Here is a 15,696-nt window from a genome sequence, read left to right on the forward strand (position 1 = left end):
TTGTATGGACCAAAAACCGTTTATTTCAGTGAGTATTAAAACACTCAATGAATCTGAATGTATTGAGAAAACGATCGACAGTATTCGCCGACAGCTTGTTGATTATCCACATAAAATTATAGTGGCAGATAGTCTGTCAACGGATAACACTCAACAGCTCGCTATCGATAAAGGGGCGACCGTGGTGTCCTTAACTAACCCAGACGATCGCTGCTGCGGTGTCGGGCATCAGCTAGGTTATCTGTATAGTGAAGGGGAATATCTGTTACTGATGGATGGTGACATGGAGCTGGAAGAGGGCTTTGTGGATCAGGCCGTCGCGTTTTTGCAGGCTGAACCGGAGTATGCTGGCGTTGCGGGAACCGTTGAAATGGACGATGCCGTAAACTATGAATTTAAATCGCGTAAGCAACGCATTAATAAAATCTATCCACTCGGGGATAGTGACCATTTAGGCGGTGGCGGGTTATATCGCCGCTCTGCAATTGAAAAAATTGGTTATCTTACCAACCGTAATTTGCACGCTTATGAAGAAGCAGAACTGGGCCTGCGCTTGCTCGATGCAGGTTATAAACTGCGTCGCCTGAATATTCCGTATTTTATTCATACTTCGCATACCATGCCGACCTTTCAGATGCTCAAACACCGCTGGAAAAGCGGATACTATCAGGCTCCGGGTGAGCTTTTACGTTGTGCCTGGGGAAAACCTTATTTCGGCAAAGCGTTAAAAATGGTCAGGAATGAGGCGATTTTTTCTGTTTACCTGATTGGCTTGTTCATTGCGGCGGTGACCTTCAACCTTGAACTTTTCGACATTGCATTTCTGCCCTTGCTTGCGTTTATTGTCCTGAAAACTGTACAGAATCGATCGTTATTAAACGGCCTGCAAAGTGTAATGAACCTGGCCGTGCTTTCCGCCGGGCTGGTTAAAGGGTTGACTAAACCAGTACGCGATCCGTTGACTCCGCCTGACAGCAAAATCATTCATGAATAACTAAGGCTGGCGTAATGAAAGTTTTACTCGTGAATAAGTTTTTTTTCATTAAAGGCGGCGCGGAAACGGTTTATTTTCAAGAGCGCGATATGCTGAAACAGGCCGGGGTTCAGGTTATTGATTTCTCGATGCAGCATGAGAAAAATTTCCCTTCAGATTATGCGGATTATTTTGTCAGTAATGTGGACTACCACAAAGCGAGCAATTTGCTGGGGGGGATCAAAACGGCGGTTAGCTTTATTCATAATTCACAGGCCTGCAAAAAAATGCTGGCGCTATTAGAAAAAGAGCGCCCGGATATTGTCCACTTTCACAATATCTACCATCAGTTAACACCGGCGTTGATTAAAGTTGCGCGCAATTTTGGCTGCAAAACGGTGCTGACTGCGCATGACTATAAGATTGTGTGCCCCGCGTATTCCATGCTGCGCGACGGCAAGGTGTGTGATTCCTGTATTACCGGGACGGTTTTCAATGCCTTCAGGTATCGTTGTCAGGAAGGTTCAGCCTCAAAAAGCTTACTGCTCTCCCTGGAGGCAACCTGGCAGTACATTGCACAAAACTATCAGGCACTGGATGTGATTGTTTCACCAAGCGTTTTTTTACGCGGTGTCTTGCTGCGCACGCTGCCAAATTCGCGCATTGATGTCATCGTCAATGGCGTCGATGACAGTCGTGCCCTGGCCGAAGTAAGCGATGAGGGCTATATGTTGTACTTTGGCCGTCTGAGTCGTGAAAAGGGGGTGGCAACACTGTTGGCGGCGCATGAAAAAATGCAGAACAAAGCGCCGCTGAAAATTGTGGGTCACGGTCCGCTGCACGATGAGTTAGCCGCCAAATATCCGGACGTTGAGTTTTTAGGTTATGTGCAACAAGGGGAAGCCCTCGATAACCTTATTAAGCATGCGCGAGCGGTGATCCTGCCTTCAGAATGCTATGAAAACTGTTCAATGGCGATATTAGAGGCGATGTCCTTAGGCAAGCCGGTTATTGGGTCGCGTATCGGCGGTATCCCGGAACAAATTCGTGACGGTATCGAAGGGATTTTATTTGAACCGGGTAATGTGCATGAGTTAGCCAATGCGATGGACGTCCTGGCCGACTCGCCAGAGAAGGCGCGGGATATGGGCTTACTTGGTCGTGCGCGGTTGAGTGAAAAGTATGCGCTGAGTAAACATATGGATACCCTACAGGCACTTTATAAAGAACTGCTGAGCAGGCCATAGTATGAGTAAAAATATAACGGTTTTTGGAACGCGTGGTATTCCTGATGTACTGGGCGGTGTGGAGACACACTGTCAGAATCTTTATCCTGCCATTAAACAGCAGTTCGACGTTGATATTTGCGTGATTGCTCGCTCGCCATATGTAAATTACAAACGATCGGTATATAAAAAAGTCGAAACCTACGCGCTGTGGGCACCCAAAAAGCGCTCGCTGGAAGCTATTGTCCATTCCGTTATAGCAGCGTTTAGGACATGTATCGACCATTCGGATATTGTGCATGTCCATGCTATTGGCCCTGGCCTTGTGATCCCGCTCTTACGAGTGATGGGTAAGAAGGTGGTTTTTACCCACCACGGTCCCGATTACGATCGCCAGAAATGGGGATTCGTAGCCAAAAAAATATTGCTGCTGGGTGAACGTTGGGCGGTGAGATATGCCAACGAGGTGATTGTGATTTCTGAAGTTATTAATCAACTGATCCAGAGAAAACACGGTCGCTATGATGCACATTTAATTCACAATGGCGTAAACGAGCCGCGATTGTTATCAGAGCTCACCATCGACAGTACGCTCTCCCGTTTTGGGCTACAGCCGAAAAACTACCTCGTGGTGGTTGGGCGATTTGTGGAAGAAAAAGGGATGCATGATGCCATCGCCGCCTATCAGCGCAGTGGTTTGACCATGCCGTTAGTGTTAATTGGCGATGCTGATCATCCGACCGAATATAGCGTGCGACTCAAAAAGCTTGCCGCGGACACGCCAGGTGTTGTGATGACTGGTTTTTTACGCGGTGATGAGCTGCAAGCGGTATTTTCGCAGGCCAGGCTGTTTGTGATGCCTTCATACCATGAAGGATTGCCCATTGCGCTACTGGAAGCGATGTCATTTTCTCTTCCAGCCGTCGTCAGTGATATTCCGGCTAACCTTGAAGTTCAGCTGCCTGCCGAGGCGTATTTTAAGGTGGGAGATGTGACCGGTTTGGCCGAAAAATTAACTCAGTGGGCGACAACCAATAGCGTGGACTATCGTGTATATTTACAAAACTACAATTGGCATGAAATTGCCAAAAAGACGGTTAACGTCTATCACTCCATTGATAAAGATATAGGCTAATTTTGACCAGTCCTCAAAATCGTCCTCCCATCATCGAACGATTTTATTCTCATCTTGATGAGTCGATTGCGCAGGGGTTGACCCCTGAACAAAAGGAAGAGGTGGAAAATGCTATCCTGGCATCGACGCTGGCTTCGCGGCATCAGATCGATATTCGTCGAAGCTTTCCTTTTTTCAGTAAGCGTTATTATCTGGTTTTTTTGTTTGGCAGAGATTTACGTCGCCAGCATCGCCAGGAATCTACCCTGTCGAGAATGCTGCTCACTTTTTTGCTGCTGATTGCCGTGCTGTTCGTCACCTGCTGCATATTGCTGACGCTGTATATGATCAAATCCGCGTTAGGTATTGATGTGTTCCAAAATTTTCACGTAGGTATCTGGGACTGGTGGTTAAGCCTGAAAGACCGCTAGCGTTAATAAACCTGTAGAGGCGTCGCTGCGATGAAGTGTAAATGGGTTTCCACGCTGTTGTTGATGTTCTTTCCGTTGACGGTCATGGCCGCATTAACGACCGTTACCCCCAAAGCATTGACAGGCCCACTGACCAATCCAGGGATCGGCGTGGCAAGTTTTCATCAGGGATACGGTGAAACGCTGGGGCTGGCGGATTATCCCAATACCGGATTTGAATACGAGCGTTTTTACTGGCGGGATCTGGAGCCAGTCGAAGGCCAGTACAATTATGCGTTGGTGGATGAGGCCTTCAAATACGCGGCGGCACATCGTCCTGCGATGAACGTCGGGTTACGGTTTATGGTACTGGCGGAGCCGGAAAGTGGCTCGCAAATTCCTGACTGGCTGATTAAAAAAGGCGTGAAGGGCACCTGGACGCCAGATAAAAAGACATTTGTCCCGGATTTAGACGATCCTCTGTTTATTGAGTACAGCCAGCGTCTGTTGAACGCATTTGGTAAGCGCTACGATGGTAATGAAAACCTCGCGTTTGTTGATATTGGTATGGTGGGATCGTGGGGAGAATGGCATAACAGCAACTTCCCGAACCTGAAGCCATTACTTGAGCGATATACCACGGCGCAGCTGGATCGCTACGTCGCGATGCACTTTTCTGCTTTTCCGGTGACGCCAAAAATCATGTTGATAAGCGGCGGACAAAGTATGGCGAATGCGGTGGCTCGTGGGGCAGGGTGGCGTGCGGACTGTTGGGGAGACCTGCGCGTATTTTCGGACTCCTGGAACCATATGGCTGATGATTACCCGCAGCGATTGCTGGCTGCGCAGCAGAGTTATTCTGGGTTCAACGACGCCTGGAAACGTGCGCCGGTGAGTCTGGAGATCTGCTCGTATATGCAGGACTGGAAGAACACCTTTCACTATACACGTGCTGAAGTGCAGGGGATTTTTGACTGGGCGGTCAAACAGCACGCCAGTACCATTAACCTGAAATCGAGAGCGATACCCAGCGACTATCGACCAATTGTCGACGATGCGCTGACCAAATTGGGCTATCGGTTTCGCCTGGCGTCTCTGAGCCATGAGTCCGTATGGGATAGCGGGCAAACGCTGACATTAAACAGTACCTGGTACAATGAGGGGATCGCACCGATTTATCTGCCTTACATGCTGGCATTCCGTGTTGTGGACAACGCTAATAAGGTAGTGGCACAGGGGAACTCCACGGTGGATATTCGCCGCTGGCTTCCCGGTAAGTATCAGGTCAGTTATGCGTTATCTATGCCAGGCCGACTGGCGAAAGGGCAATACGCGATTGAGGTTGCGATGCTGGATAAGTCGGGTACGGCAAGAATTAACTTTGCCAATGAAGGGAAGCAGAGCAGCGGCTGGTACCGGGTATCAACAATAACGGTACGCTAGTCAGACGCAGCAGCGAACCTGATGGTCAGGCTCGCTGCAGAGCACATCAGATGTTATAACCATTTGGGTTATTTTTTTGCCAGTTCCAGGTGTCACGCATCATTTCATCAAGGTTGTAGATGGCCTTCCAACCTAGCTCTTTGTATGCCAGCGATGGGTCAGACCAACATTCGGCAATGTCTCCGGGTCTTCTGGCGACAAACTTATAGTTAATTTTGGTCTGCGCTGCTTTTTCAAATGCCTCAATCAGATTAATTACGGAATAGCCGACACCGGTACCGAGATTAATCACCTTATAAGCCGCGCCTTTGTTCTGACAATCCAGCGCGGCTAAATGACCGGTCGCCAGATCCATGACGTGAATATAATCACGCACACCGGTACCATCAGGAGTTGGATAATCATTACCGTACACCGATACGGTTTCCAGCTTACCAATCGCGACCTGGGAGATATACGGAACCAGGTTATTAGGGATACCGTTAGGATCTTCACCAATGCGACCCGATGGATGGGCGCCAACCGGGTTGAAATAGCGCAGGCAGGTAATGCGGAAATCGGGTTGCGCACGTGAGAAGTCGGCCAGAATTTGTTCAACCATCAACTTAGACGTGCCGTACGGATTGGTGGTGCCGCCCGTACGCGATTGCTCGCTCAGCGGCACGCTTTCCGGATTACCATATACCGTGGCAGATGAGCTAAAAATGAATCGATTAACGCCTGCGGCCAGCATCTCATCCAGCAAAACCAGCGTACCGGTGACGTTGTTTTCATAGTAGGCGAGGGGCTCTTTTATCGACTCTGAAACCGATTTGAGCCCCGCAAAATGAATGACATCGGTTATGTTATGGTCGGCGAAAATGTTTTTTAATGCCTGCCTGTCGAGAACATCGGCGATATAGACAATTGGCTCTCTTCCGGTGAGTTCCGCGACCCTGTCAAGCGAGATTCGGCTAGCGTTCGACAGATTATCAATGACTACGACATCATCGCCTCTTTCCAGTAGCGTTAACACAGTATGTGAACCAATATAACCTGCACCACCAGTGACCAGAATTGCCATACAGACTCCAGATAAACGGGGATTGATTCACGCCAGTACCATAGAGAACACGCTACTGGTAACGCCTGGTAAGGTAATAGTTGCGATACTTAACCATGCATTTATAAGATATTTTTTTAAGTATAGATAAAAAGCTGAATTTGTTTATTTTTGTATCATAAACAATATAGTTATTTGAGAAGTTCAGCGTGTGGACGCCGTCACTGTGGTTGATTGATGAATTGATTTGTTCGATCAGATTCTCATCAAAATTAGCGTCATTCAGTGTCACTAATTCTTTGATATAGATTGATTTTCCATAAGTTTCAGGCGTGCATTCCTGTGTAAGGAAAAATATTCTGTTATCGACATGATAAGGGGCACCCGCTCCCCGATGATGATGATTGCTCACCTTCAATGCCGGATTAATTCGCTGCCACTGTCCGTAAAGATGATCTGCCGAATGAATAATTATTTCATTATCCATCGTAGTGGACAAAAGATAACATGTTTCATTAACTGAGATAAATATGTTGTCAGTTAATTCGGTATCAGAGATTAAAACTTTAACTTGCTTCCAGCGTGCAGGGAACTCTATTGACTGAAACAGTATTACCTCTTTTCTTTCTGAAGACTCGGGGATCATGAAGAGTTGATCGTTGATATGAATCAGGTAAGGGAATGACAAATGACACATTAAGTCATCAAAACCCTCAAGCCTAATATCATCAAGTTCAACCAGTTCGCGATCAAGAACGCGACATCGTAGCGTGCCTTTTGAGTTGCGAAAGCTAAAAGCTTCATAGAAAACATACAGTTTATCGTCCTTTTCAATCAGAAAAGGATCGGCCTGAAATGTATATTTCTTTTTTAACTGCTGTGCAGTGGATTTGCTTAATATCTCCAGGGTGTTATCAGGGAATAAGTGTGCGCCATTATCCTTAATAAGCATGATATCCCACGATTCATGATAAAATAACATATTTATTATTCTTTTTATTTTTGCTTGCATTCGTACCGGCTCCTTATTATCGCCTGCACCATGTATGAACAGCTGTCTGTACTCAGTGCATGAGACCTGTCGCAATATTTTATAAATGTGCGAAAACCGATGCAGGAACACCAGTGGCTATTTTAAAGCTAGTCGCAAGTTTGTGTTTTGTCTATAGCACAAAAGTAGGTAAAAGCTATACAGAGCATCCTTGCTCCAGTGGGGGAATTACTCGAAATGCACCTGCGGGTTATCTGCAAGGGAAACGTAGGTTTTGCTGTTTTTATCCAGGGTGCGGATTTCACCGCTTTCGATGTCATACACCCAACCGTGCAGACGAAGCGCATTATTGCGCAGCCCAACCGCGACACAAGGGTGCGTTTTAATGTTGTTAAGCTGTGCGATAACGTTCTCTTCCACCATGGCGTTAACTTTATCGGTTGGGTTATCCCAGGTTTTTTTATCGACCACGGCTTTCGCGGCATCGGCATAGTGCAGCCAGTGAGCGACAGCGGGCATCGGATCCAGGGGCTGGCTATCGGCAATGGCTTTCATCGCGCCACAATTGGAGTGACCACAAATGACGATATCCGTTACGCCAAGTGCGACAACCGCGTATTCGATAGTTGCGGATACACCACCCGGTTCCGGACCAAATGACGGTACGATATTACCGGCGTTGCGGATAACGAAAAGCTGTCCTGGATCTTGCTGAGTAACGAGTTCTGGTACCAGGCGGCTATCGGAACAGGAGATGAAAAGCGCTTTAGGATTCTGGCTGGATGCCAGGCTACGAAAGAGTTCCTTACGTTGAGGGAAAATCTCTTTTTGGAAGTTGAGGAAGCCCTCAATGATATGTTGCATAGCAGTGTCTCTTTTCTCTGTTTAAGCAGGTTATGATGAAGATCACACTTTCCAGTTTAACACCAGCCGACAGAAGGGAAAGACTTTATAGCAGTTCTGCAACATCTTTGGATAATTTTGCCCCACCATGGCGGGGCAAATAGTGTGATGCGCGTTACGTGTTCTGCCGTTTTTGGTACGCCATTTTAAGCCGGTTCATCGCGTCTACCAGGATGAAACGTGGGCAGCCAACGTTGAGTCTCATGTGGCCCTCGCCGCCGGGACCATATTGCGCGCCAGGCGACAGGCCAAGCCTGGCGTCATGCACAAAAAAAGCGCTTAGCTGTTCATCGCTGAGATCCATTTTTTCCGCGTTCAGAAACAGGAGATACGATGCGCCGCCATACACTATCGAGATCAAAGGACAGTGCTTTTCAATTTCACTTTTCACAAACGCTACATTGTCGGCCAGATAGGCTAATAATTTCTGATGCCAGTCGCCACAATGGGTAAAGGCGCTGTAAATGGCCGCCTGTTGCAATGAATGCGTCTCTGCAAGGTAGCAGTTATCTAAGAAACTATAGAACTGATGGCGCAAGTTATCATTTTTAATAATGGCGATTCCGCCCTGGATCGCCGCGGTATTGAAGGTTTTACTGATTGAGGTCAGCACGATTGACTGGCTACCTGTCGCTTCGTCGAGAGTAAAAAACGGCAGGTGACGCTTGCCTGGCAGGGTTAAATCACTGTGCACTTCATCAGACAGAATAATGACGCCAGCCTGCTGGCAATAGTGGCTTACTTTTTCCAGCGTTTCCCGTGACCACACCATACCGCCCGGATTATGCGGTGAAGGGAACAAAAACATTTTGCACTGCTTGAGTTTCTCGCTGAAATCATGCCAGTCAAATTCATAGTGCCCGTTCTTCTCAATGAGTCGAGTTTGAATCAAATTCCTGCCGCTGGTGTTTACCAGATTAGGGTAGGGATCATAGATTGGCGTACAGGTTAAAATATTATCGCCCGGACGGGTAAGCGCCATTAAAGAGAGTACGATAGTTTTTATGACACCGGGAATAAAATGTAACCAGTGTGCCTTGATATCAGCATCATATTGTTGTGCATACCAATGAATAACAGATTCTTTCCATTGCGGATAATCCAGGTTATAGCCTTGCACTGGTTGCGACACCACCGAACGCAGCGTGCTCATGATTGGCTCTGGTGTTGCAAAATCCATATCTGCAATCCACAGCGGTAATACATCGGTGGTGCCGTACATCTGTTGTAATTGCCCGTATTTGCGGCAATTAACATCCCTTGTGACAATATCATCAAACAAAGACATTGTTGACTCCTGGAAAGTCTCTGAAAATAGTGTAAGCAACGCAAAAGCGGAGAATGTTTATGTATATCTAATGGATATATTTAATTTACCCTGGTGATAGCTAATATTTAGCTATTTAGTAGTCTATGATTTTTGCTCAACCATATTCTCAGTGGCTTCATCAGGTTCATATTTAGCAATGCCAATACCGGTTGCCGCCCACAGTAGGGCAAAGATGACGCCGCTATAACAGAGGATTGCCCATGGTAAATAATCAAGCGTGGCAACACCCAGCATAGTGGCGCAATAAACGCCTGAGGCAGACCAGGGGATAATCGGTTCGACAACGGTTCCGGCATCTTCAGTGGTTCGCGAGAGGTTTTTTGCCGCAAGCCCTCGTTTTTTGTACTCCTCTTTAAAGGCATCACCACACAGCAGCAGCGGCAAGGTCCCATTTGCCGTACAGGCACAGATGGTAAATGTCGTCACAATCGTGGTAGCCACCAGGCGGAATGTGGATTTAACGCCTTTTGTCAGCGCGTTTATCACGGTGTGCAGAGAGCCTGTCGCACTCATTGCCCCGGCAAAGCTGAAGGCGCTGAAGACGGTAACGAAGCTGCTAAACATTGAAATAGCGCCGCCTCGCTCCAGTAAACGGGAAACATCCGAAGACAGTGTCGGCAGATTATCTCCGGTAAGCATGGCGAGCTTAAAGCCGCTGACCACAGATTCGCCGACAGAGGATGCCGTGAATTGCTGAAAGACTAACGCCAAAATCATTGAGACTATCGTAGATAAAAAGAGCATCGGAATGGGCGGTCTTTTTGACAGTGAGCCATATAAAACGATGATCGGCGGGAGCAGCAGCAGAATATTAAAGTGATAAATCTGACCAATAGAATTCATCAAGTTGGTAATATTGTCTGGCGCGCTGGAGGAGGCATCAATGCCCATGCCCATATAGCTGTAAACGACGCAGCAAATAATGAAACCCGGGCCAGTAGTCCACAGCAGATGGCCGATATGCGAGTACAGGTTTACCCCGGCAGCCAGTGCAGCCATGTTGGTTGAATCAGAAACCGGTGAGAGCTTATCACCAAACCAGCAGCCTGAAACAATGGCGCCAGCGGCAATGGGCAGCGAGACATTCAGACCAATCGCTACGCCAATCATAGCAATACCAACGGTCCCGATAGAACCCCAGGAGGTACCGGTGCATACTGAGATCAGTGCTCCCAGCATAAATGCCGAAATATAGAAATACTGCGGGTTAATCCACTTCAGACCATAATAAATCATCATTGGAATAGTGCCTGACACCATCCATGCGCCAATTAAGAAACCGATACTGGCGACGATTAATATGACCGGCAGCGCTTCAGATATTTTATTGCAAATAGATTGTAGAATGTCATCCCACGTGTAGCCGTGAGCGATGGCAATAAACGAGGCGGTTGCCGTTCCCATCAGGATCATGGGCTCAGCACGAATATTGAAGATAAAATATCCGACACTAATCCCGCCCAGCATGACTACCATGGGTAAAACTGACCAAAAGAAAGACAATGGCTTTCTGTTGTTGGCGGTGCAGTTATTTAATTCCATAATTCCATCCCAATCGTTAATGGTTGAACACGTCAAATAAATACCTGCTACAGGTTACTCATATCTGAGTAACATAGTTGCCAGAGCTCATGGCTGAACCCTATTTTATTAACTGCGGCAGATTGTTTTTTTTGACCTGCTATTTTGGTGCTTATATTTTATTAGTAAGGTAAGAGAACGTTTGGCGAATAAATTACCCCTCGGCATAAGGTGAATGATGTCGGCGTTGTTGACTCAATTTGCGATACTGCTGCGGCGGCATACCGACGTATTTATGGAACGAGCTGTAAAATCGACTGCTGGAGCGAAATCCTGCAATTGTAGCGATATCCAGAATTGTTTTATCCGTATCGCTGAGTAAAGCCCGCACATGGTTGATGCGCATCGCGGTAATATACTGTTTCATCGTCAGTTGCATCACCCGATGAAAAATACCCATCGCATAATTAGGATTGAGCTTAACGTGTTCGGCAATAGCATCAACCGTAAGCTGTTTGTCGCAGTTGGCGGCAATAAACTCCAGCATCTGGCTGACGTAAAACTGTGAATGCCGTGAAATACTGTTTTTCTGGGTGCGCGACGTTTTATTACCCAGTACCGGCCGCCAGCCAGCGAGGCTAAAGCGCTTGAGCATTAGCGCGATTTCATCAATGGCTAACTGACGAATTTGTTCGTTATCGCTATTGAGTTCATTCTGCCAACGCTGCACTTCAAACGCGCTCAGCTGCTGCGAAGCCAACGAAGTAATCACCATCCCGTGGGTCACGTGATTAATCAGCTCCCTGTCCAGTGGCCAGGACAAAAACAGATGCATCGGTAAGTTGAAGATGGCCATCTGTTTACAGTGCCCGGCATCCGTGAGTTGATGGGGAGTACAGGCCCAGAACAAGGTGATAAAACCCTGTTTGCTCTTCACCACTTCGTCATTAAAAAGATATTCCACATCACCATCAAATGGCACGTTCACTTCAACCTGACCATGCCAGTGGCTGTAGGTCATAGCCAGCGGCGCCCGCAGTTCGACATCCATACGCTGATACTCTGAATAGAGCGCCAGCGGACTTCGCGACTTTTTCTCATAGCTGCGACACATATGTGGGTCGAGCGGCAGCTGCGGGGTACTTTTTGCCATTATGGTTGGGTTCCTGGATAGTGATTCCGGCCATGGGGTAACGCCAAAGCATGAACATAGCTTAACCGAAATAAAACGTCGTTTTCTCTCCATTTTCGCGAAGTTATTCCCAAAAACTCAGATCCTGTGCCTGTCGCTTGCCGATCTGAGATATCGGGAATGGTGAGCTTTAATCTTAAAAGCGCTCAATCATAAGGGACTTTGCTGTACCTGACGGATGGCGGCGCGGGAAGCTCACAAACCGTACAGTTTTATTTTTCTATAGAGCGTGGCAATGCTGATCCCCAGTTCTGCCGCGGCTTGTTTTTTCCCCTCAACGCTTGAGCCGAATCGCTGGATGACGTGTTCGATAGCCTCCCTTTCTGCCTGTTTTCCTTTGCTGGCAAGCTGACGGGGTTGCGTGGGCATCGTTGTTTTTCTACCGTCAGCGGCGGTGAGCAGGTAAGGGGGAAGATGGCTGGCGTTGATCCCGGCGGCTTCTCCGCGCATCACAAAAATGTATTCGATCACGTTGCGTAATTCACGAATGTTGCCCGGCCAGTGCCAGGCATAAAGGCGGTTAATAACGTCATCAGGCAGTTTTTGCGGTGGTCGCTGATAACTGACCGAAAACTCATCGGCAAAATACTGTGCGAGGACCGCAATATCAGCCCGGCGTTCACGCAGGGAAGGAAGTACCAGAGGGACCACGTTCAGGCGATAGAAAAGATCTTCGCGAAACTGATTATTCTCCACCATCGCGTTAATGTTTTTGTTAGTTGCAGCAATAATGCGTACATCAATATTGATGGTGTTATTAGAGCCAACGCGGGTGATAGCCTTTTCCTGCAATACCCTGAGCAGCTTGGCCTGCAGGTGCAGTGGCATATCGCCAATCTCATCCAGGAACAGGCTGCCGCCGTTGGCCAGTTCAAATTTCCCCATCCGCCCTTTGGGATCGGCCCCGCTGAATGCGCCGCGAACATAACCAAACAGTTCGCTTTCCAGCAGTTGTTCGGGGATAGCCGCGCAGTTGATTGTTACGAAAGGTGCGGCTTTACGTGGGCTACTTTGGTGAATGGCAAAAGCCACGACCTCTTTCCCCGAGCCACTTTCCCCGGTGATGAGCACGCTGGCGTAACCGTTGGCGATTTTACCTATGGTGCTTCTGAGCTGCTCCATTGAAGGTGAGTGACCAATCAGTCGCACCTGCATGTCGGACTCATAAGGGGATGGAGTAAGGTTACTCAGGTAGTCGTGTGCATCACGAAAGATAACCATAGTTAAGCGATCGTTATCCTGCGAGGAGAGCGAAATTTGTTTGCACAGTACATGATGTTTCTGGCCTTCAAGCGTCAGCCACGCTTCTTCATCGCCATACAGGCTGTCCCCGGTTGTTTCAATGGTCAGTGGTAGTCCCTGAACCTCACGGTTGAGGATGCGATCGGCTGAATGATTGGCATGCCAGATAAGACCCTTGCCATCAATCGCCACCACGCCGCGGTCCATGGCATCGATTAAACGCCGAAATGCGCCAAGCGTTTCCTGTGCGCGTAAACGTTCCAGGCATTCAAAGACTTTACTGGAGATCATTACGGCGATTTGCTCAATAAAAGTGACAAATTTATCAATCTGACTCAGTAACGTGTCACGCTGTGCCTGGGTTGAGCAAATAATCCCGATCACGCCAATCACGCGGTTATTGAGAAAAATCGGTGCGTTCAAATCCAGCATTTCAGAACAGTAGTGGTGTTTTTCACATAACTGACACAGCGGATGCTCGCCGGGGTTTTTGATTAATACCGTTTCTCGCACCTGCAATACGTGACGATAGATGTAGCCATTTTTGGCCACGTTCTCATTGAGCATATGCCGGTATTTCCCGGTACCTGCGATGCGCATTAAAGATTCATCAATGATTTCAACGTCCGTGCCCGTTATGCCAGAAATAGCGTCGGCATAATTGCATATATCATCCTGAATATTGCTGAGTACTGAAATCATGATACTTCTCCGGCAGTGTGTCGCATTTCTCAAGGAAAATGATAAATAGGCGAAGCAATGCAAAAATGATTTGCGAAAAATCAATCTACCATGCTGTTTTTGGATGTTTTTTTAATTTTATCTTCCTCGATCACACTATTTATCAATGATGAGAATTTATCAAAATGAGGCGATAAACTGATGCGGTGATATTTTTAGGTGTCAATTTTAAATTCTATATAATTTATTGAAATTAAAGGTTTTATTAAAATATTCATAAGAATTTACTCAATTCATAAAAAGCTGGTAAGCATTTTGCTCTATTGCCAATACCGATAACGGAAATATCTCTGTATTGCACCGATTACAGGGAATGAAATATCAGGACAATGAGGTTTTATGATGCAGGAAAACTTATCATTTTTTATTAACCAGACACCGTTTACCGAACATCCGAACGCGCCGTTGGCACCGTTTAGCCGCCAGGAACTGGTAAAAGCGTTGAATTTTCATCGGTCTATTCCGGGCTACGCGCCGACGCCGCTGTATACGCTACCGGCGCTTTCACAAAAACTGGGCGTAAAAAATATCTACCTCAAAGATGAATCTCAGCGTTTTGGCCTGAAAGCCTTCAAAGCGCTGGGTGGCTCCTATGCGATGGCGTGCCATATCGCTGAATTAGTTGGCAAGGATATCAGTGAACTGCCCTTTGACGTGATGACCAGCGAAGAGGTACGCCACGATCTGCAAACCGTCACGTTTGCCACCACTACTGATGGTAACCACGGTCGCGGCGTGGCATGGATGGCGCGCCAACTGAAGCAAAACGCCGTGGTTTATATGCCGAAGGGTTCTTCGCAGCAACGTCTGGCCTCTATCCGTAACGAAGGCGCTACCGCTGAGATCGTCGATATGAACTACGACGATGCGGTTCGCATGACCGCAGAGCAGGCCGAAAAGTATGGCTGGATAGTGGTGCAGGATACCGCCTGGGAAGGATACGAAAAGATCCCGCAGTGGATTATGCAGGGCTACGGCACGCTGATGCTGGAGGCGATAGAGCAGCTGCATCAGGTTTCGCCGACGCACATTTTTGTGCAGGCAGGCGTCGGCTCGTTTGCCGGAATGGTGCAGGGAATGGTGACGGCAGCCTTGGGTGAGAATCGCCCGAAAGTGATCGTCGCCGAAGCGTTAATTGCCGATTGCCTCTACCGCTCAGCCCGTTCGAAAGAGGGGGACGCCATTGCGGTGGGGGGGGATTTACAAACCGTGATGGCCGGTCTCGCCTGCGGTGAAGCGAACAGTATCGGCTGGAAACTGCTGCGCGATTATGCCTACGCATTTGCCTCCTGTCCTGATGAAGTTGCAGCGTTAGGCATGCGCATGTTGGGCAATCCGCTGGCAGGCGATCCACAGATTATTTCGGGTGAGTCAGGTGCGGTTACTACCGGTCTGCTGGCGCTGCTGATGACCTCGCCTGAGCTGGCGCAAACGCGTGAGCAACTGGGGCTGGATGCGCACTCTCGTGTGCTGTTGGTCAGCACCGAAGGGGATACCGACCCGCAACAATATCTGGATATTGTCTGGGGCGGCCAGTACCCGGGCATCAACAAATAATTCCCTGATTA

13 protein-coding genes are annotated in these 15,696 nt (G+C 47.9%); 6 read left to right on the plus strand and 7 right to left on the minus strand.

Annotation, left to right across the window (positions count from 1 at the left end; translation table 11 throughout):
• Positions 1-4: 4 nt before the first annotated feature.
• From OGY83_RS21410 to OGY83_RS21430, 5 genes are read left to right on the plus strand one after another with little or no spacing between them, the layout of a single operon-like run.
• The gene (locus OGY83_RS21410) at positions 5-994 is read left to right on the plus strand and encodes a glycosyltransferase family 2 protein (RefSeq protein WP_194211269.1); all 990 of its coding nucleotides are present in this window, start codon (positions 5-7) and stop codon (positions 992-994) included.
• Between the two features lie 14 nt (positions 995-1,008).
• Positions 1,009-2,220: a glycosyltransferase family 4 protein gene (locus tag OGY83_RS21415; protein WP_286636862.1), complete on the plus strand. Its 1,212-nt coding sequence runs from the start codon at positions 1,009-1,011 to the stop codon at positions 2,218-2,220.
• A gap of 1 nt (position 2,221) precedes the next feature.
• Positions 2,222-3,334, plus strand: a complete 1,113-nt coding sequence (locus OGY83_RS21420) for a glycosyltransferase family 4 protein (RefSeq protein WP_286636863.1) — start codon at positions 2,222-2,224, stop codon at positions 3,332-3,334.
• A gap of 2 nt (positions 3,335-3,336) precedes the next feature.
• Positions 3,337-3,744: a hypothetical protein gene (locus tag OGY83_RS21425; protein WP_191214066.1), complete on the plus strand. Its 408-nt coding sequence runs from the start codon at positions 3,337-3,339 to the stop codon at positions 3,742-3,744.
• 30 nt (positions 3,745-3,774) lie between these two features.
• Positions 3,775-5,166, plus strand: a complete 1,392-nt coding sequence (locus OGY83_RS21430; RefSeq protein WP_286636864.1) for a DUF4832 domain-containing protein — start codon at positions 3,775-3,777, stop codon at positions 5,164-5,166.
• A 46-nt stretch (positions 5,167-5,212) separates the two neighbouring features.
• Here OGY83_RS21430 and galE read toward each other — a convergent pair whose 3' ends face one another.
• From galE to OGY83_RS21465, 7 genes are all read right to left on the minus strand, one after another.
• A complete protein-coding gene (gene galE, locus OGY83_RS21435; protein WP_286636865.1) occupies positions 5,213-6,229 on the minus strand; it encodes a UDP-glucose 4-epimerase GalE in 1,017 nt (338 codons plus the stop codon).
• 52 nt (positions 6,230-6,281) lie between these two features.
• Positions 6,282-7,220: a glucosamine inositolphosphorylceramide transferase family protein gene (locus OGY83_RS21440; RefSeq protein WP_286636866.1), complete on the minus strand. Its 939-nt coding sequence runs from the start codon at positions 7,218-7,220 to the stop codon at positions 6,282-6,284.
• 207 nt (positions 7,221-7,427) lie between these two features.
• Positions 7,428-8,063 (minus strand): carbonic anhydrase, encoded by a 636-nt coding sequence (locus tag OGY83_RS21445; RefSeq protein ID WP_123268123.1) that lies wholly within the window; start codon positions 8,061-8,063, stop codon positions 7,428-7,430.
• Positions 8,064-8,217: 154 nt separating this feature from the next.
• Complete coding sequence (locus OGY83_RS21450; RefSeq protein ID WP_286636867.1) at positions 8,218-9,390, minus strand: MalY/PatB family protein; 1,173 nt, start codon at positions 9,388-9,390, stop codon at positions 8,218-8,220.
• A 123-nt stretch (positions 9,391-9,513) separates the two neighbouring features.
• A complete protein-coding gene (nhaC, locus tag OGY83_RS21455; protein ID WP_079939260.1) occupies positions 9,514-10,974 on the minus strand; it encodes a Na+/H+ antiporter NhaC in 1,461 nt (486 codons plus the stop codon).
• Between the two features lie 193 nt (positions 10,975-11,167).
• On the minus strand, positions 11,168-12,106 hold the full coding sequence (gene melR, locus OGY83_RS21460; RefSeq protein WP_003826064.1) for a transcriptional regulator MelR: 939 nt from the start codon (positions 12,104-12,106) through the stop codon (positions 11,168-11,170).
• 234 nt (positions 12,107-12,340) lie between these two features.
• Positions 12,341-14,089, minus strand: coding sequence for a sigma-54 interaction domain-containing protein (locus OGY83_RS21465; protein ID WP_286636868.1), 1,749 nt, complete (start codon positions 14,087-14,089; stop codon positions 12,341-12,343).
• A 381-nt stretch (positions 14,090-14,470) separates the two neighbouring features.
• On the opposite strand from OGY83_RS21465, the gene dpaL reads away from it, so the two are divergent.
• A complete protein-coding gene (dpaL, locus tag OGY83_RS21470) occupies positions 14,471-15,685 on the plus strand; it encodes a diaminopropionate ammonia-lyase (RefSeq protein WP_286636910.1) in 1,215 nt (404 codons plus the stop codon).
• The last annotated feature ends 11 nt before the right edge of the window (positions 15,686-15,696 follow it).

Origin of the sequence: Citrobacter sp. Cpo090 (assembly GCF_030332665.1) — a bacterium.
Taxonomy (GTDB): domain Bacteria; phylum Pseudomonadota; class Gammaproteobacteria; order Enterobacterales; family Enterobacteriaceae; genus Citrobacter; species Citrobacter portucalensis.